Annotated in this window: 18 protein-coding genes; 8 read left to right on the top strand and 10 right to left on the bottom strand. The window is 69.3% G+C overall.

Annotation, left to right across the window (positions count from 1 at the left end):
* Positions 1–21: 21 nt before the first annotated feature.
* Entirely contained in the window at positions 22–1020 is a 999-nt protein-coding gene (locus tag AC3WOE_RS17650) for a diguanylate cyclase domain-containing protein (protein WP_492692264.1), read from the bottom strand.
* A 214-nt stretch (positions 1021–1234) separates the two neighbouring features.
* On the opposite strand from AC3WOE_RS17650, the gene AC3WOE_RS17645 reads away from it, so the two are divergent.
* Both AC3WOE_RS17645 and AC3WOE_RS17640 read left to right on the top strand, forming a co-directional pair.
* Positions 1235–2173: a histone deacetylase family protein gene (locus AC3WOE_RS17645; RefSeq protein WP_492692263.1), complete on the top strand. Its 939-nt coding sequence runs from the start codon at positions 1235–1237 to the stop codon at positions 2171–2173.
* An 8-nt stretch (positions 2174–2181) separates the two neighbouring features.
* Positions 2182–4881, top strand: a complete 2700-nt coding sequence (locus AC3WOE_RS17640; RefSeq protein WP_492692262.1) for a bifunctional acetate--CoA ligase family protein/GNAT family N-acetyltransferase — start codon at positions 2182–2184, stop codon at positions 4879–4881.
* Positions 4882–4989: 108 nt separating this feature from the next.
* Here AC3WOE_RS17640 and AC3WOE_RS17635 read toward each other — a convergent pair whose 3' ends face one another.
* Together AC3WOE_RS17635 and AC3WOE_RS17630 are read right to left on the bottom strand one after the other, a co-directional pair.
* On the bottom strand, positions 4990–5928 hold the full coding sequence (locus AC3WOE_RS17635) for a nucleoside hydrolase (RefSeq protein ID WP_492692260.1): 939 nt from the start codon (positions 5926–5928) through the stop codon (positions 4990–4992).
* On the bottom strand, positions 5925–6704 hold the full coding sequence (locus AC3WOE_RS17630; protein ID WP_492692258.1) for a fumarylacetoacetate hydrolase family protein: 780 nt from the start codon (positions 6702–6704) through the stop codon (positions 5925–5927). The genes AC3WOE_RS17635 and AC3WOE_RS17630 overlap by 4 nt, the downstream gene beginning before the upstream one ends.
* Before the next feature lie 34 nt (positions 6705–6738).
* On the opposite strand from AC3WOE_RS17630, the gene AC3WOE_RS17625 reads away from it, so the two are divergent.
* The 4 genes from AC3WOE_RS17625 to AC3WOE_RS17610 all read left to right on the top strand — a co-directional run bounded on the left by AC3WOE_RS17625 (position 6739) and on the right by AC3WOE_RS17610 (position 10892).
* Entirely contained in the window at positions 6739–7644 is a 906-nt protein-coding gene (locus AC3WOE_RS17625; RefSeq protein WP_492692257.1) for a hypothetical protein, read from the top strand.
* Between the two features lie 123 nt (positions 7645–7767).
* Positions 7768–8049 carry a BTH_I0359 family protein gene (locus AC3WOE_RS17620; RefSeq protein WP_492692256.1) on the top strand — a complete coding sequence of 94 codons (282 nt, stop codon included), beginning with the start codon at positions 7768–7770 and terminating at the stop codon, positions 8047–8049.
* Positions 8050–8143: 94 nt separating this feature from the next.
* On the top strand, positions 8144–10453 hold the full coding sequence (locus AC3WOE_RS17615; RefSeq protein ID WP_492692254.1) for an ATP-binding protein: 2310 nt from the start codon (positions 8144–8146) through the stop codon (positions 10451–10453).
* 193 nt (positions 10454–10646) lie between these two features.
* A complete protein-coding gene (locus AC3WOE_RS17610; protein WP_492692253.1) occupies positions 10647–10892 on the top strand; it encodes a hypothetical protein in 246 nt (81 codons plus the stop codon).
* Between the two features lie 54 nt (positions 10893–10946).
* Here the strand turns inward: AC3WOE_RS17610 and AC3WOE_RS17605 are convergent, their stop codons facing one another.
* From AC3WOE_RS17605 to AC3WOE_RS17590, 4 genes are read right to left on the bottom strand one after another with little or no spacing between them, the layout of a single operon-like run.
* Positions 10947–11468: a GNAT family N-acetyltransferase gene (locus tag AC3WOE_RS17605; RefSeq protein WP_492692251.1), complete on the bottom strand. Its 522-nt coding sequence runs from the start codon at positions 11466–11468 to the stop codon at positions 10947–10949.
* 14 nt (positions 11469–11482) lie between these two features.
* Entirely contained in the window at positions 11483–12004 is a 522-nt protein-coding gene (locus AC3WOE_RS17600) for a GNAT family N-acetyltransferase (RefSeq protein ID WP_492692250.1), read from the bottom strand.
* Positions 12001–12570: a helix-turn-helix domain-containing protein gene (locus tag AC3WOE_RS17595; RefSeq protein ID WP_492692248.1), complete on the bottom strand. Its 570-nt coding sequence runs from the start codon at positions 12568–12570 to the stop codon at positions 12001–12003. Before AC3WOE_RS17595 ends, AC3WOE_RS17600 begins: the two co-directional genes overlap by 4 nt.
* A 30-nt stretch (positions 12571–12600) precedes the next feature.
* On the bottom strand, positions 12601–13599 hold the full coding sequence (locus AC3WOE_RS17590; protein WP_492692246.1) for a questin oxidase family protein: 999 nt from the start codon (positions 13597–13599) through the stop codon (positions 12601–12603).
* 33 nt (positions 13600–13632) lie between these two features.
* Between AC3WOE_RS17590 and soxR the strand changes: the two genes are divergently transcribed.
* Both soxR and AC3WOE_RS17580 read left to right on the top strand, forming a co-directional pair.
* Entirely contained in the window at positions 13633–14121 is a 489-nt protein-coding gene (gene soxR, locus AC3WOE_RS17585) for a redox-sensitive transcriptional activator SoxR (protein ID WP_492692244.1), read from the top strand.
* 68 nt (positions 14122–14189) lie between these two features.
* A complete protein-coding gene (locus AC3WOE_RS17580) occupies positions 14190–14966 on the top strand; it encodes a ferredoxin--NADP reductase (protein ID WP_492692243.1) in 777 nt (258 codons plus the stop codon).
* Between the two features lie 151 nt (positions 14967–15117).
* On the opposite strand, the gene AC3WOE_RS17575 is transcribed toward AC3WOE_RS17580, so the two are convergent.
* The 3 genes from AC3WOE_RS17575 to AC3WOE_RS17565 are packed head-to-tail and all read right to left on the bottom strand — an operon-like array spanning position 15118 to position 17802.
* Complete coding sequence (locus AC3WOE_RS17575) at positions 15118–15951, bottom strand: LytR/AlgR family response regulator transcription factor (RefSeq protein ID WP_492692242.1); 834 nt, start codon at positions 15949–15951, stop codon at positions 15118–15120.
* Between the two features lie 16 nt (positions 15952–15967).
* Positions 15968–16369, bottom strand: coding sequence for a hypothetical protein (locus AC3WOE_RS17570; RefSeq protein ID WP_492692241.1), 402 nt, complete (start codon positions 16367–16369; stop codon positions 15968–15970).
* Positions 16366–17802: a sensor histidine kinase gene (locus AC3WOE_RS17565; RefSeq protein WP_492692240.1), complete on the bottom strand. Its 1437-nt coding sequence runs from the start codon at positions 17800–17802 to the stop codon at positions 16366–16368. The genes AC3WOE_RS17570 and AC3WOE_RS17565 overlap by 4 nt, the downstream gene beginning before the upstream one ends.
* Positions 17803–17845: the final 43 nt, after the last annotated feature.

Genomic DNA, 17845 nt, shown 5'->3' with positions numbered 1-17845 from the left:
CTTGCCACCGCGTCCGGCGGATCAGGCGGCGATGTGCTGAAGGCTGCGCTTGTGTTGATACATGCGCTGGTCGGCCAGTTCGATGAGGGCGGCGATGTCGGTGCCGTCCTCCGGAAAGCTCGCCGCACCCATGCTGGCACCCACGCGCAGCAACTGCCCCTCGAACTCGAAGCTGCCGTTCAGGTCGCGCGCCAGGCGTCGCATCGTCGCATCCAGGCCGCCGCTGGCGGCCAGCGGACGCAACAGCACGCCGAACTCGTCACCACCCAGGCGCGCGGCCGTGTCGGACTGGCGCACGCCGGCTGCAAGGCGACGCGAGAACTCCTGCAGGGCCGCATCGCCGGCGCGGTGGCCGTGACGGTCGTTGATCGGTTTCAGGCCATTCATGTCCAGCATCATGACGGCCATGGGTTGACGGTCACGCACGGCCTGCGCCAGCGAGCCGTGCACGCGGTCGAGGAACAAGGCGCGGTTGGGCAGGTCCGTCAGGCTGTCATGGGTGGCCTTGTGGAAGAGTTCGCCCGGCGCGTAGCGGGTCGCGAAGTACATGGCCGCAGCGACAAGTTCCGACACCATCTGCATCAACGCCAGATGCCGGTCATCGAAGTGGCCCGCCTGCCGTGACATCGCCTTCAGCACGCCGACCGTCACGCCATGGTGGCGCAGCGGCACGACGACCATGGACCGCAGTCCCAGGCGCTCGCAGGCGGCACGGTCGGCACGCGGGTCGATCAGCGCGTCGTCGCAACGAAGCGCCTGCCCCTGCGCCACGCACAGGCCCGAGAGGCTGAGATTGCGCTTGAGCCGCAGGCCCACGCTGCCCTCGGCCATGCCGGCGGCCGCGCGGTAGACCATTTCGTCGCCCTCGGCCATTTCCAGCACGGCCCCATCGGCCTCCACCAGGCCCAGGGCACGGTGGACAACGAGATCCATCAGGCGACCCAGGTCCAGGTCCAGTCCCATGCCGGCCACTTCGGTCTGGATCGCAATGACCTCCAGCAGCTTTTCCCTGCTCGGCATGCCTCTCTCCTCGGCGTCGCGCTCGCGCGACGGCGCACTCCTTGGTTCCTGAGCGCTGCCATTGCCTCCCCAGTCGAAGTGTCTCACGCGGAAATATATGACGTCGACATCGAATCAACGCTCATTCCTGGTCATTTCGACGCTTTCGCAGCTTGCGCTGCATCAAGGTGGCGCCGGGGGGGCGCCCTAGCATGACTCGAGGAGACCACCCACAATGCTGCCCGTCTACATCAGCCATGCCGACTGCGCCCGCCACGAGATGGGCGAGGGCCATCCCGAATGCCCCGAGCGCCTCACCGCGATTGCCGACATGCTGCTGATCCACGGCCTGCTCGACTACATGGTGCCCCATGACGCCCCATCGGCCACGCGAACCCAGCTGGAGCGCGCCCACACGGCGCTGCATGTCAGCCGCGTGATGGACGCTGCGCCCGCCCAGGGCTACGCGATGGTGGACCCCGACACGCGCATGAATCGCTTCACCGTGCCGGCCGCGCTGCGCGCTGCCGGTGCTGCCGTGCTGGCCACCGACCTCGTGCTGGGCGGCAAGGCCCCGACCGCCTTCTGCGCCGTGCGCCCGCCCGGCCACCATGCCGAGCAGGACGCGGCCATGGGCTTCTGCTTCTTCAACAACGTCGCCGTGGGCATCCGGCATGCGCTGGACGTGCACGGCCTGTCGCGCGTGGCGCTGATCGACTTCGACGTCCACCATGGCAATGGCAGCGAGGACATCCTGTCCGGCGACGAGCGCGTGCTGATGTGCAGCATCTTCGAGACCGGCCTCTACCCCTTCAACGGTCCGGATGCCCGCTCGCTGAAGGATGCCCCCAACATGATCAACGTCGGCCTGCCGCCGCGCAGCGGCAGCGAGGCCTTCCGTGCCGCGGTCACGGAACATTGGCTGCCGGCCCTCGAGCGCTTCCGACCCCAGCTCATCTACATCAGCGCCGGCTTCGATGCCCACCGCGAGGACGACATGGGCAATCTCGGCCTCGTCGACGCCGACTACGCCTGGGTCACCCGCCAGCTGATGGACCTGGCCGGGTACCACTGCCGCGGCCGCGTCATTTCCTGCCTGGAAGGCGGCTATGTACTGAACCCGCTGGCGCGCAGTGCCGCGGCCCATGTGAAGGTGCTGATCGGCGCCGACTAGAGTTTCCAATGGACAACCATTTCCTGACCCCGCTCTTCATGCCCCGTTCGGTGGTCGTTTTTGCCGGCCCGCCGGACGAGCCCGAGCGCCAGACCCGCCAGGCTCGCGTGCTGCGTGCCGCGCTGGCGGCCGCCCCCGGCGCCAGCCCACCGCAGTTCCTGCACGGCGAGACGACCGGCACGCTGGGCGAACTGGCCCGCTCGCGCGCGGACCTGGCCGTCATCGCCCTGCCCGCCGAAGAAATCGCCGCCGCCCTGGAGGTGGCCGGCCGCATCGCCTGCCGCTCGGCGCTGATCGTCAGCGACGGCATCGAGCCCGAGCAGGCCGCCCAGCTCAAGCGCATCGCGCGCCGCGAGGGTGTCCACCTGCTGGGCCCCAATTGCCTGGGCTTCCAGCGCCCGCATCTGAACCTGAATGCCAGCGCCGCGGGCCCGCTGGCCGCCGAGGGCTCGCTGGCCCTGGTGTCGCAGTCCGGCGCGCTGACCTCGGCCATGCTGGACTGGGCGCTGCAGAACCAGGTCGGCTTCAGCCAGGTCGTCTCGCTGGGACCCAACGCGGCGGTGGACCTGGCCCAGGTGCTGGACTTCCTGGCCGCCGACAACCGCACGCAGAGCATCGTCGTCTACCTGGAAGGCATTTCCAGCTCGCGGCGTTTCATGAGCGCGCTGCGTTCGGCGGCCCACGCCAAGCCGGTCGTCGTGCTGAAGGCCGGCCGGCGCCGTGCCGGCAACGAGGCGGCGCAGACGCACAGCCGCGCCATCGTCGGCAGCGACGATGTCTTCGATGCCGCGCTGCGGCGCGCCGGCGCGGTACGGGTGCGCAGCTTCGTCGAGCTGTTCTCGGCCGCCAAATGCCTGGCCGCGCGCTACCGCCCGGTGGGCAAGCGCCTGGCCATCGTCACCAACGGCGGCGGCCCGGGTGTGCTGGCAGCCGACTGGGTCAGCGAGATCGGCCTGATGCTCGCCAAGCTGTCCCCGGACACCGCACGGGCGCTGGCCCCGCAGCTGGCGCCCCTGGCATCGCTGACCGACCTGATCGACCTGTCCGCCGCCGCCACGCCTGAGCATTTCCGCGCCGCCATCGAGGCCGCGGCGCAAGACTCCGCCGTGGACGGGCTGCTGGCCGTCTATGCGCCGCAGATCGGCTCCGACGCGACCGAGACCGCCCGCGCCGTCGTCGCCGCCAAGGGCACGACGGGCAAGCCGCTGCTGGGCTGCTGGATGGGCGATGCCTCGGTGCTGGAGGCCCGCCGCGTGCTGAACGAGGCGGCCATCGCCAACTTCCGCACCCCGGAGGCGGCCGTCGGCGCCTTCGGCAACATCGCCTCCTTTTATGCCAACCAGCAGTTGCTGCTGCAGACGCCGCCGCCGATGTCCAACCTGGCCCAGCCCGACGTCGAGGCGGCGCGCCTGCTCATCGAGAGCGTGCTGGCCGAGCGCCGCCGCACGCTGACCGAGATGGAAAGCAAGGCCCTGCTCGCGGCTTTCCACATTCCCGTCACGCAGACGGTGCTGGCACGCAGTGCCAACGAGGCCATGATGCTGGCCACCCAGCTCGGCTTCCCGGTGGCGCTGAAGATCGACTCGCCCGACATCGCCCACAAGAGCGATGTGCAGGGCGTGGCCCTCAACATCCAGAGCGGCGCCGCCGCCCGCGATACCTACAACGAGATGGTGGCGCGGGTCGGGCGGCTGCAGCCGCAGGCACGCATCAACGGCGTGACGGTTCAGCAGATGGCCCGCGCGCGGCGCGGCCATGAGGTCTGCGTCGGCCTGGTGACGGACGAGGCCTTCGGCCCCACCATCGTCTTCGGCGCCGGCGGCACGATGATCGAGCTGATCGCCGACCGCGCCATGGAGCTGCCGCCGCTGAACCAGTTCCTGGCGCGCCGCCTGATCGAGCGCGCCCGCGTGTCGGAAGCGCTGGCCGAGGGCCGCGGCGGCGCGGCGCCGGCCGACCTGGAAGCCCTGGAGCGCGTGCTGCTGCGGGTCAGCGAAATGGTCTGCGAGTTCCCGCAGCTGCGCGAGATGGACATCAATCCCCTCATTGTCGACGAGAGCGGCGCCATCGCCGTGGACGCGCGCGTCGTGCTGCAGCCGGGCCAGCAGGCCGGCAGCCCGCGCGCCTTCGACTACCCCCACCTGGCCATCCTGCCCTACCCGGCGCGCTTCGAGCAGGTCTGGCCGCTGGCCGGCGGCGGCGAAGTCACGGTACGCCCGGTGCGGCCCGACGATGCACAGATGCTGCAGGACCTGGTGCGCGGGCTCAAGCCCGAGAGCCGCTACTTCCGTTTCGCCAGCGCGATCAAGGAGCTGCCGCCGGGGCTGCTGGCCCGCCTGACGCTGATCGACTACGACCGCGAAATGGCGCTGGTGGCCGTCTACACGGAACGCACGGCGCGCGACGATGGCGGCTTCGACGAGGCCGAACGCATCGTCGGCGTGTCGCGGATGATCACCAACCCCGACCAGACCAGCTGCGAATTCAGCCTGCTGGTGGCGGACGACTTCGGCGGCAAGGGCCTGGGCTCGCGGCTGATGGAGGGCATCACCGACGCGGCGCGCGAGAAAGGGCTGGCCGACATCGAAGGCCTGGTGCTGACCAACAACGCCGACATGCTGAAGCTGATGCGCGGCCTGGGCTTTTCGGTCAAGCCCTTCCCCGAAGACCCCGACTTCAAGCTCGTGACGCGATCACTGCAAGGCTGAAACGGGAAGCCCCTCGCCCAGGGGGACGGCGATGCTTGCGGCATTGAGCCGCAAGCACATCGCCGGCACGGGCCGGCTTGGGAGCGGCCCGGCGCTCGGCCCGCAAGATCAACCCAACCGTGCAAGTCTTTCAGTCAGCAGGGCGAAGAAACCGTCGGCGTCGACGTGGCGCAGCACCTGGGCGTTGGCCGGCAGGCCGGTGACGGCCCACCAGTCGATGACGGTCATGCCGCGCGTCAGCTCGCTGCGGGTCTCGATGCGCACATTGCAGTCCCGGCCGGTGAAGAGCTCTGGCGCCAGCAGCCAGGCGATGACGCAGGGATCGTGCAGCGGGCCGCCGTCCTGGCCGTATTTCTCCTCGTCGAAGCGCTCGAAGAACTCCATCCAGGCGGCGACGACCGGGCCGACGCGGTTGCTCAGGCGCCGGATGGCCTCGATGCGGGCCGCCGTCGTCAGCGCCTCGTGGGTCACGTCCAGCGGCGCCATCGTGATGGGCACGCCGCTGGTGAAGACCTCATGGGCTGCCTGCGGGTCGACGTAGATGTTGAACTCGGCCGCTGGCGTGACGTTGCCGCCCTCGAAGAAGCCGCCGCCCATCAGCACGATGCGGCGGATGCGCGCTGCGATGTCGGGTGCCTTGCGCAGGGCCAGGGCGATATTGGTCAGCGGGCCCAGCGGACACAGGGTCACCGTGCCGGCCTCGCGTTCACGCAGGGTCTGGATGATGAAGTCCACCGCGTGGCGCGGGTCCACCGGCAGCGTGGGCTCGGGCAGGTCGACACCGTTCAGGCCGGTGTCGCCGTGCACATGCTCGGCGGTCACCAGGGGGACGTCCAGCGGGCGGTCGGCACCGGCGCAGATGGGCACGTAGCGGCGGCCGGCCAGCTCCATGACCTTGCGGGCGTTCAGCGTGGTCAGCGACAGCGGCACATTGCCGGCCACCGTCGTCACTCCGAGCAGCTCCAGTTCGGGGCTGGCGGCCGCCAGCAGCAGGGCGATGGCGTCGTCCTGGCCCGGGTCGGTGTCGATGATGATGGGGTGGCTCATGGGAGGGTGGGCGGGGGAGCGAGTTCGATGTCGATGGCGCCGAACAGGCTGGCGCCCTCGGCGGACTTGAGGTCCAGATGCAGGCTGTCGCCGGGCGCCAGCGGCAGCTCCAGGCTGCCCAGGGCCGCGCCGGCGAGCTGGCCGGCCCGCAGCGCACGCAGCCGGGCCAGGCGGGCCAGCACTTCGCCGGGCGCCACCACCACGTCGCGCGGCTCCTGCCGGGCGCCGTTGTGCAGGGCGACGAGCCGGGCCTGCAGGCGGCCGGCGCTCCAGGCGTCGCCCAGCTCATCCGGCGTGACGGCCAGCGGCGCGCAATGCGTGGCGATCATTTCGCCGTCCAGGCGCCAGTCGACGGCAAAAGTCAGCAGGCGCAGCGCGTCCAGCGCCGCGGCGGTGTCGCTGGCGGCGGCCAGGTCGCCGCAGACGAGGGCCAGGGCCGGCTCGCAGGCCGCGGGCGCCCTCAGCGGCTGGTGGCAGGCCTGGAACTGGCCGGCCTCGCGGCGCACGCCGCCGTCGGCATCGACAACGGCCCAGCCATAGGCGCGCGGCAAGGGCGCCACGCATTTTCCGGGATCGAAGGGGAAGGCATGGCGCAGCTTGCCGTGGTTGAGCTGCACGGCGAGGTCTTCGAGCTGGGGGGCGAGAAAGCCCCAGTCGTCGAGGACCTGCTGCAGCCGCGTGGCGATGCCGGTGGCGTAGTGGGCCTGGGTCAGGTCGCGCGACACGACGACGAGGTGGCCGTCGCGCGAGCCGTCGGCGTAGCTGGCGAGTTTCATGGGGAAAGGTCCGGGGTGATGGCAGCATTGTGCGATGCGCGTCGGCCTGCCTCGTCTTCCCCGCGCCGCCGCGCTGGCGCTGGTGGCGAGCGTGATCGCGCATGCGGCACTGCTCAGCGGCGAGCGGGAGCGCGAGGACGGCCGGCCACAAAAGGCACGCGCCGTCAGCGTCGCCCTGTTGCCACCGCCGGCCGTGCCCGTTGCCCTGCCCGAGCCGGCGCCGCCCAGCTTGCCGACGGCCCGGTCGCGCGCCGGACGCTCCAGCACCCAGCCGCCCGCGCCGGCCATGGAAGCCCCCACGGCGGCACCCGATGCCCCGCTGCTGCGCCTGGCCGGGCCGGCCTCCTGGCGCTACCGCCTGCGCCAGGGCGGCCAGGATGGCGAGGCCCAGCTGGACTGGCAGCCTCAGGACGACGGCCGCTACAGCCTGCGCCTGACGCGCCGCGTTGGCGAGCGCACGCTGCCGGCCTGGGAGAGCCTGGGCCACGCGGGCGGCACCGGCCTGGCGCCCGAGCGCTTTGCCCTGCAACGCGGCGGCCAGGACCGCCAGGCCATCAATTTCGATGCCGAGGGTCGACGCGTCAGCTTTTCGGCCAGCCCGGCCCTGCTCGATCTGCCCGACGGGGTCCAGGACCGGCTGTCCTGGTGGCTGCAGCTCGCCGCCCTGGTGCAGGCAACGCCGGCTCCGGCGCCGGACGGGCGCTGGCGCCTCTGGGTGGCCGGGCTGCGCGGCGAACTGCGCGAATGGACCTTCGAGGTCGTGGCCGCGGCACCCGAGGACGCCGAACTGCTGCATCTGCGCCGCCGGCCGCTGGGAGAACGGGACCCGGGCGTCGAACTGTGGCTGGACCCCAAGCGGGGCTACTGGCCGGTGCGGCTGCGCCAGGGCGACCCGGAAACGCGTGGTTTCGAAATCCGTCTGTCCGACGTGAACTCCTGACGCTTCCTACACGTTGGCAGCGCGTGGGATGACCCGAACAGCGGGACGTTCTGCCAGTATCTAAACCAAGCGGGGCTTGAAACACCCGGCCCCACCCGCAGTTGAAGCCCTGAGGAGAACTCCATGCACATGCTCTACAACTCCGACAGCTTCATCGTCGTCCAGTTCGACGTGCCGACCGCCGTGCCTCAGGAGGTGGAGGAAGGTCCGTCACTGAACCGCGGCGGTTTCGAGATCGTCGACAAGTTCGCCCGCAAGGAGATCTTCATCGAGGGCGCCCTGGCCGAATCCTTCTCGCAGGGCGTACAGGCCCTCATCGAGGACGGCGAGCCGTCCGAGGACGAACTCGACGCCTTCATCGAGCGTTATGCCGTCATGGGCCAGCAGCCGGTCGTGATGCACTGAACATTTGGGGGGCCGATCTGACGTTGATCTGCGCCCAAGCCTGATACAAGATGGGACCGCGCCGCCGCTGCAGGCAGCGCAAGGAGCCCATCGAATGGTGAAGCGAGCCGTCGCCGCAGAGACAGCCTCCCGGACACAGGTCCGCGTGCTGCCTTCGCCCGGCCTGGACAGCGCTCCGGTGCTGGACCGCATGTGCTCGCAGTTCGTGCTGACGCTGACCGTCAGGCACGCCGGCCGCTTCAATCTGCGGCGCGATTTCAACGGTCTGCTGTCCTTCACCGGCCGGCATCTCGTCTGGCCCACCCGCGTGCTGCAGAGGCTGCGTGGCTATCTGGCCCAGCGCTGCGCCGGCAACGAGTTGTGGCGCGGCCACGAAGCCCTCGGCGACGAAGCCTTCCTCGACCGCTTCGGCCAGTGGAGCGGCCCCTTCAGCGAAGCGACGCTGTTCTTCTACCTCGACGAATACGTCAAGGACGCGCCCAAGGACATGATGGCCCTGCTGGCCACCACCTGCGAGCACCTGGACCGGCAGCTCAAGCGCGAGTCGACCTTGGTCGAGAAGAACATCGATTCCCTGGGCCAGTTGCTCCAGCTCAATCCGGCCGAACGCGCCATCCTGCTCTACGGCACCCTGGCCCGCTACCAGCGCGAGTTGCGCGGCGCCCTGGTCGAGTTCAAGGTCAACACGGCGCAGGAGGCCTTCGCGGCCATCGCCGCCGTGGCCGGCGTCGACGAGCGCGAGGTCGCCGAGGCCCTGCGCGCCGGCTCGCGCCTCGAGCGCATCGGCATGGTCGAGAACCTGATCTCCGAACACAACATCACCGATCTGGCCGACCTGATGAAGGTCAGCGACCAGCTGCCGCCGGTGCTGATGCGCGAATACCAAGGCCCGCATGACCTGATGGCCGTGTTCACGCGGCCGGCCACTCGCAGCGCCCTGGTCGCCTCCGACTTCCAGTTCGTCGTCGACGACCTTGACCTGCTCAAAGGCATGCTGCGCCAGGCCGTAGCCACGCATGCCACCGGCGTCAATGTGCTGCTCTACGGCCCACCGGGCACGGGCAAGACCGAGCTCGCCAAGGTCGCCGCGGCGGCTGCGGGCCTGGACCTGTACGAGGTCGAATACGCCGACCGCGACGGCAATTCGCTGTCGGGCCGCGACCGCTACCGCTCGCTGCAGATCAGCCAGGTCTTCCTGAAGGCCAGCGCCAATGTGGCCCTGCTCTTCGACGAGGTCGAGGACGTCTTCCCGCCGCTGTCCAGCGACACGGCCTCGCTGCTGAACCGGCTGGACGCCAGCGGCGAAGGCGGCGTCGGCAACTCGGTCAGCGGCAAGGCCTGGGTCAACCAGATCCTCGAGACCAATCCGGTGCCCGTCATCTGGGTCACCAACCGCATCGAGCAGATCGACCCGGCCTTCCGGCGCCGCTTCCAGTACCACCTGGAGCTGAAGTCGCCGCCGCCGGGCGCGCGCCGCGGGCTGGTGGCCAAGGCCCTGGGCGAAGTGAGCGTCAGTGAAGGCTTTGTCGCCAAGCTGGCCGAGCGCCCTGGCCTGACGCCGGCGCAGATCCGCACCGCGGTGCGCTTCGCCCAGCTGGCCGGCGGCAAGGACGATGCCGAGAAGCTCATCGAGCGCCAGTTGCTGAACGCCGACAAGGCCCTGGGCCGTGACGACGGCAGCAGCCTTGCCCGCCCCTGCGTGACCCAGTACGCGCTGGAGCTGCTGAACTGCGAAAGCCGCTTCGAGATCCCGCGCATCGTCGAGGCCCTCCGCCGCAAGGGCTCGGGCCAGCTCTGCTTCTATGGCCCGCCCGGCAGCGGCAAGACGGCTCTCGCCGAGCACATCGCGCAAGCCCTGGGCCGACCGCTGATGGTCAGGCGCGCCAGCGACATCGCCAGCAAGTTCGTCGGCGAGACCGAGCAGAACATGGCGCGCATGTTCGAGACGGCGCAGACCGAAGGCGCCGTGCTGCTGCTGGACGAAGCCGACAGCTTCCTGCGCAGCCGCAAGCATGCGGAGCGCAACTACGAGGTCAGCGAAGTCAACGAGATGCTGGCCGGCATGGAGCGCTTCAACGGCCTCTTCATCTGCACGACCAATCTCTTCGACGATCTCGACGAGGCGGCGCTGCGGCGCTTTGCCTTCAAGATCCGCTTCAAGGCGCTCAAGCCCGAACAGCGCGTGGCGATGTTCGAGCGCGAGGCCGGCGTCGCGCCGACCGACGAGCAGCGCGCCAGGCTGGCGGCGCTGGACTGTCTGACGCATGGCGACTTTGCCGCCGTGCGCAACCAGGTCGAGATCCTCGGCGAGACCTTCACGCCGGACGAGTTCCTGGCGCAGCTGGAGGCCGAGCACCGGGCCAAACCCGAGGTGCGCGAGCGGCGCGGCATCGGCTTCCGCTAGGACGGATCGGGAGACTCCGGGCGCCGGCGAACGACGGCGCTCCGTGCGCTACTTCGCGCCGCGCCACGGCGTTTGCACAGGCCTGCATGTGATCGCACGAATGCAAGGGACGGACGCCTCTTCGCCTGCGCTGGCATCCGCCGCCCTCGCCCGCAGAAGCGGTGGTATCGAATCAAAACAGAGGAGGAATTCGATGATGAAGCGACTGAGCTTTGCAGGACTCGCCGTGGCCGCATCTCTGGTGCTGTCGGGCTGTGCATCCGTGAACATGGCTCCCAAAGAGGAGTCCACCCAGGCCAAGGAATTCAAACAACCCGCCACCGGGCAGGCAGGCCTGTTCACCGACCGCATCGAGGCGGCCTCCGAACGGCAGGGCAAGAAGGACGTGTCCCAGCTCGAGATGGCCAAGATGGGCACTTGCAGCGGCACCAAGAAATAGCAGGCCGCAGCTGGCACGAGGGGCGGATCTTTCCGCCCCTTTTTGCTTTCCGGCTCAGCCGTCCACGGGGTGCTCGGGCGTATCCAGCACCAGCTGGTAGAAGCCCAGATCCAGCCAGCGACCGAACTTGAAGCCGGCCTGCCGAATGGTGCCGGCGTGCTGGAAGCCCAGCTTTTCGTGCAGGGCGATGCTGCCATGGTTGCTCATGTCGATGCCGCCCACCATCACATGCACCTGCCGCTCGCGGGCCGCCGCGATGAGCCGCGCCATCAACGCCGGGCCCAGTCCCTGGCCGCGATGGTCCTTGTGCACATAGACCGAATGCTCGACGGAATACTTGTAGGCCGGCCATGCGCGAAACGTGCCGTAGCTCGCGAAGCCGAGCAGCTTGCCTTGCTCGTCGACCGCGCCGATGACGGGAAACCCGCTGGCCTGCTTGGTCTTGAACCAGGCCTGCATGGACTCGCGCGGCCTGGGCTCGTAGTCGTAGAGGGCCGTCGAGGTGAGGATGGCCTCGTTGAAGATGTCGAGGATGGCGTCCCCATGCGCCTCCAGCGTGCAGGCGATGAACTCCATGCGGGTCTCCCGGGTCATAGATGGCGAAAGTAGTAGGTCGTCGAGCACGGCGGTCCGTCGGGCATCAACGCGTAGTTCGGGATGTCGCCCGCCTTCTGCCAGCCCGTGCGCTCGTAGACGCGCGACGCGTCACTGCCCGTGACGGTGTCCAGCACCAGCGTTGTCCGGCCCAGTTCACCGGCCTTCGCTTGCAGCGCCGTCAGCAGCCGCTCGGCCAGCCCCTGGCGGCGCGCTCGGCGGTGCACCAGCATCTTGCTGACGTCGGCCCGGTGCGGCTGGTTGTCGGGCATGTCGATGACCAGGGACAGCGTGCCACAGATGCGGCCCGCCTCGTCCTCGGCCACGAAGAGATGGCGTTCGCCGGTCGCGACACCTGCCGCGACCTTGCGCCAGAAGGCTTCGGGCCGGCCCTCGGCCAAAGGCAGCATGAAACCCACCGACGCGCCGCCTTCGACGCAGTCGCGCAGCACCTCGGCGAGTTCGCCCACGCGGGCAGCGGCTTCGGCGCCATCGAGTTCTCGAATCGTCGCGGTCATGGCTTGCGGGCTCCGGTCAGGGCGACGAGATAGCGGGCCGGCTTGGCGCCGGGGTTGTGGAAGCGGATAGGCGCGTCCAGGCGCATGGCCAGGCAGTCGCCGGGATTGAGCTGCCACTGCTCGCTGCCGTGGCCTATCTCCATGACACCGTCGATCATCCAGACCTGCTGGTGGATGTCGGCATCACGCTCCGAGGTCTCGAAGGAGACGCGCTGGCCGGCGGGAAAGAGCACGTCCACCAGCTGCAGCGGCGACACGCCCGGGGGCGAGACATTGCGGCGGCGATAGCCCGAGGCGGGATCGTCCCAGACCGGCTGCTCGTCCACGCGGGCCAGCGGCGACGGCGCAGCCGCCGGCGGGCCCGTCTCGAACATCGACGCGACGCTGACGCCGAGGGCCGACGACAGCTTGTCCAGCACGACGGCCGTTGGGCTGCTCTGGCCGCGCTCGATCAGCGAGATGTTGGAGCGGCTGACCCCGCTCTTCTGCGCCAGCGCGTCCAGTGACAGGCCGGCGGCCGAGCGCAGTTCATGCAGGCGGCGACCAATGCGTTGCGTGATGTCCATGCATTCCAGTTTACTGGAAATTCGCTTCCATCAAAATGGAATTGCATGTTCAACGGCGCGGCGCCAGGCCGGGTCGGGCCAGCGGCGGCCCAGGCGCCAGGCGGCGTGGGTGAGCTTGATGACATGGGCGTCTTCCTGCTCACAGGCAGCCGCGATGAGCGCGGGCCAGGGGCGGCTGGGTGGGTGGTCGAGAGTCGACGCAGGCGCCGCGCCGCTGGCCAGCAGACCGGCCGCGGCGGCGACGCTGAAGCCCCGCGCGAGCTCGGGCGCCGGCCACCAGGGCTGGAGCACGCTCATCGCATGGCTGCCGGTCAGCAGATGCAGCACGGTGAAGTTGCCGGTCGCCGCATAGGTGCGCGCAGCCAGCAGGGCGAGGTCGCGCAGCATGTCGGGCCCGTGATGCAAACGGCCGGCGACGGCGGCGAAGTCGGGGGATGAAGCCCAGGCCTCCATGCGGCCGTGGATCAGGCTGCCGGCCGGATAGCTCGGGCGCGGCAGCCGCTGCAGGGCTTCAAGCCAATCGGTCAGTTCCAGCGGCGCACCGTCGTTCGTCGTCGGCAGGGGCAGGAAGTGAGCCGCCCAGTGGGCCAGGCCGAAAGCGAGTTCACCCTCCTGGCCGGCCAGCACGGCATGACCGGTGCGGATCACGCCGTGGAAAGCGATGGCGCCGACACCGTCGAGCAGCCGGGGCAAGGCTTCGCGCAGCGTGGCCGCCGAGCCGATCGCCTCGATGCGCGCAGCGAAATGAGCGCGCCAGGCGGCCTCGCTGTCCGGGCGTCCCAGGTCGCGCTCGTAGCTGACGCTGGCCGGGCGGGCGGCGACGCGCGGCTCAAGGTGTGCTTCATAGGCCTCGCTCCAGGCCTGCAGCCGCGCCGCCGAGGCGCCCAGCTCCAGCAGGGCCTGCTGGGCCATGGGCAGGTGGTTGCTCAGGCGGCCCCGGTAAGTCGGCGACAGCGCCGCTCCCGCGTCGAGCAGGTGGTGCAGCTGGGCCAGGGTGGCGGGCGCAGGCGTGGCGGTCTTCATCAGCATGGCACGGCGTCTCGGCTGTGGGAACATGACGCCATGCTCGAAGTTCAAGTGGACTTGAAGTCAAGCCCCGATCAACCGACCGCGCCGCTGACCATCGGCCAGTTGGCCAAGCGCTCGGGCGTGGCGACCAGCGCCCTGCGCTTCTACGAGGCCGAGGGCCTGATCGCCGGCAGCCGCAGCGCCGGCGGGCATCGCCAATACCCCCGACATGTGCTGCGCCGCGTGGCCTTCATCCGCGCCGCCCAGGTGGTGGGGTTGACGCTGCCACAGATCAAGGCGGCCCTGGCCACCCTGCCCCAGGGCCGCACGCCGACCAAGGCCGACTGGACGCGGCTGTCGGCTGGCTGGGCACCGCTGCTGGACGAGCGCATCGCCGCCCTGCAGCAGCTGCGCGAAAGGCTGACCGGCTGCATCGGCTGCGGCTGCCTGTCGCTGAAGGCCTGCGCCCTCTACAACCCCGAGGACGTCAAGCGCGGCGAGGGTGCGGGGGCAAGGCTTCTGCGCATCGAAACCGCGACTTGACCCCTTGGCGACGTTGGACTGTCACTTCCGGGCGAAAATCCCCGGGTTAACCCGTCAAAAACACCGCCATGAGTGCCTTCCACGAAGAGACCGTCCTGACCGTCCATCACTGGACCGACCGCCTGTTCAGCTTCACGACGACGCGCGACCAGGCCCTGCGCTTCTCCAACGGCCACTTCACGATGATCGGCCTCAAGGGCGAGAACGGCAAACCGCTGCTGCGTGCCTACAGCATCGTCAGCGCCAACTACGAGGAACAGCTCGAGTTCCTCAGCATCAAGGTGCCGGACGGCCCGCTGACGTCCAAGCTGCAGCACATCAAGCCGGGCGACAAGATCGTCGTCGGCCGCAAGCCCACGGGCACCCTGCTGATCGACTACCTGCTGCCGGGCAAGACCCTCTATCTGCTGGGCAGCGGCACGGGCCTGGCCCCCTTCATCAGCATCGTGCGCGACCCCGAGACCTACGAGCGCTTCGAGAAGGTCGTCATCGTGCACGGCGTGCGCCACATCAACGAGCTGGCCTATCACGACCACCTCACCGTCGACCTGCACCAGCACGAGTTCCTCGGCGAGTTCGCCAGCGAGCAGTTGCTCTACTACCCGACGGTCACCCGCGAGCCCTACAAGAACATGGGCCGCATCACCGACCTGATCCAGACCGGCAAGCTGCAGGCCGACCTGGGCCTGCCGCCGCTGGACCCCGAGAACGACCGCATCATGCTGTGCGGCAGCCCGGCCCTGCTGAAGGACATGCAGGAGATGCTGGAGATCCGCGGCTTCAAGGAAGGCAGCACGACGACGCCCGGTGACTACGTCATCGAGCGGGCCTTCGTGGAGAAATAGGCGCCCCTCGTCTGGTCCTGCCCGGCTGAACGCGGGCGGCCCAGCCGGTCCCCCGAGGGGACGGCGATGCAAGCGGCATTGAGCCGCTCGCACATCGCCTGCAGGCCGGCTCGGGAGCGGCCCAGCGCTCGGCCCGCACGCAAATGCGGGTCTACATCCCTTTGAACAGGTGCGTATAGCTGCGGCTGACTTCGAGCTTCTCGGTCAGGCCGCGCACGCCCACCATCTGGCGGCCGCGGAAGTCGCGGGTGATGCCGTCGATGGCGCGGGCATTGACCAGGGTCGAGCGGTGGATCTGCCAGAACAGCTGGGGGTCCAGCTCGTCCACCAGCTCCTTGATGGGCTTGCGGATCAGGGCCTCGATCTTGGCCGTCTGCACGCGCGTGTATTTCTCGTCGCTGATGAAGAAGAGCACATCCTCGACCGGGATCATCTGGATGGCCTGGCCGACGGTGGCCTGGATCCACTGCAGATAGGCCGGCTTGCCCGTCGGGTTCATCTGGCCGGACAGCTTGTGCAACAGCTGCTGCAGCGGCACCGGCGCGCTGTCGCTGAAGTCGCCGGCCGGCGCCTCGCGCTGGGCCAGGCGCTTCTTGATGCGCGCCACAGTCAGCTGCAGGCGCTCGCGCTCGGCGGGCTTCAGCACATAGTCGGCCACGCCCTGCTCGAAGGCCTCGACGGCGTACTGGTCGTAGGCGGTGATGAAGACGATCTCGGGCACCAGCCAGGCCTCGTCCTCGGATCCTTCATCTCCCATTTGGGCAATCTGGCGGGCCGCCTCCACGCCGGTCAGGCCGGGCATGCGGATGTCGAGGAAGACCAGGTCGGGCTTGTGCTCCTTGGTCAGCTCGACGGCCTCGAGGCCGTTCTTGGCCTCGGCAACGATGTCCAGCTCGGGCCAGACCTCGGTCAGTCGGGCGCGCAGCTGCTCGCGCATCAGTCTTTCGTCGTCGGCCAGAACGGCGCGGATGGGTGCATTGCTCATAGCCGACGATGCTAGTTCAGACCGGCGTCGATTTGGCGCTGTTGGCGCGGCGACGGTTGCGCAGCACGACGAAGAACAGCAGGCCGAGCAGGATCAGCGGCGAACCGAGGACCGCGCCGACGCCGAGCAGGCTGGCGACCACCAGGGCCAGCACGCCGCCGACGACAACCAGCGGCAGGGCCACGCCGAGCAGCAACACCAGGGGCAGCACGACGACGCAGATCACGCCGGCGACGAAGAGGCCGATGCTGGCACCCAGCCAGTCGCCGAAGTCGCTGCCGCCGAGGAAGAACTCGCCGTCATCCAGCACGATGTGCATGTCGGAGCCATGGTGGTGCAGCAGCGCGAAGCCACCGAACATCGCCATCAGGACCATCAGCGCGGTGCCGATGAACAGGATCTTGAACAAGGTTTTCATGCTGACGCTCCTTCGTCGTTGCGGCTGCGATAGGGCACGGTGATGGTGACGACCGTGCCGCTGGGTTGGTTCTCGGTGACGGTGACGCTGGCGCGGGCGCCGTGCAGCAGTTGCAGGCGTTCGCGGATGTTGGCCAGGCCCACGCCGGTGCCTGAGGTGGCGGCCCGGCCGAAGCCCAGGCCCGTGTCGGCGACCGTGACGGCCAGCTTGCCGTGCACGATCTCGGCCTTGACCTTCAGGCTGCCGCCCTCGGCCTTGGGCTCCAGGCCATGCTTGATGGCGTTCTCGACCAGGCCCTGGATCATCATGGGCGGGAATTCGGCGGACAGCAGGCCCTCGGGCACGTCGATCTCGGTCTGCAGGCGCTCTTCCATGCGCATCTTCAGGATCTCGAGATAGGGCCGGATGACGGCCAGCTCGCGGCCCAGGTCGCGCACGGCACCGCTGGCGTTCGCCTCGCGCATGGTGGGCATGGAGGCCCGCAGCAGCGCGATGAGGTTCTTCTGCATCTGGCTGGCCCGTGGCGGGTCGACCTCGATGAGATGGTCGATGCTGGCCAGCGTGTTGAACAGGAAGTGGGGCTCGACCTGGGCCTGCATGGCGGCCATGCGGGCCTCGATAACCTGGCGCTTCAGGGCCTCGCTCTCGGCGTTCTCGGTGGCCTGCGCGGCCTTGACCTCGGCCTGGATGCGGCCCTTGTACATGGCCTTGATGACGGCCGAGGCCAGGATCCACAGGGTGGCCAGGTCCACCAGGGAGTCGCCGGCATGCACGATGGTGACGCGGCGGCGGCTCTGGGCGTCGGCGGCTTCCTCGGCGGCTTCCTGCAGCGCGGCCTGGGCCTCGGCGGCGGCCTGCTGGGCATCCTTGACCTCCTCGGCCTCCTGCTTGAGCTGGCTGAGCTGCTCCTTGGCCTGGTCGATGGCGGCGCGGATGTCCTCGGGGCGGGTGCTCTTGGGGAAGTCCAGGGAGATGGCCGGCGCGTCGTCAGCCTTGGGTTCGCCGTCTTCGCCCTCGGCGCCGCTGGCGGCCGAGGCCGCGGGGCGCACCGGCTGGATGCGCACGCCGCGCTCGTCGATCTTGACCTCGTAGTGGACGCCCTTGTCGGCCGCCTTCCTGCCGGCTTTGTCGACGGCCTTGCGGGCCTGCTCGACGGCCTTGCGGGCTTCGGCCTCGGCCTTGGCCTTGCGGCGCTCGGCGCCATGGTCATGGTCCTCGACCTGCTCGCTGATGCGCCAGGTGAAGGGGGGCAGGTTCTTCAGCACGTTGACGCCGATCAGCAGGGCCAGCGACAGCAGCACGAAGCGCTTCCAGCTGATGCCGACCAGCCAGCCGGCATAGATGTGGAAGTAGCGCACCACCGTGGTGGAAAAACGCTGCCAGCGCTCGATCCAGAGCTTTTGCTGGGGGCTGGGGGAGAAGGAGGGAGTCATGGCCGGTTTGTCGTCGTTGGGGCCACTGTAAGCAGGCGGCCCG

The sequence above is a fragment of the Roseateles sp. FW305-36 genome (assembly GCF_058787015.1).
The sequence above is the reverse complement of the archived record's forward strand: the minus strand, read 5'-3'. Positions and strand labels throughout refer to the sequence as shown.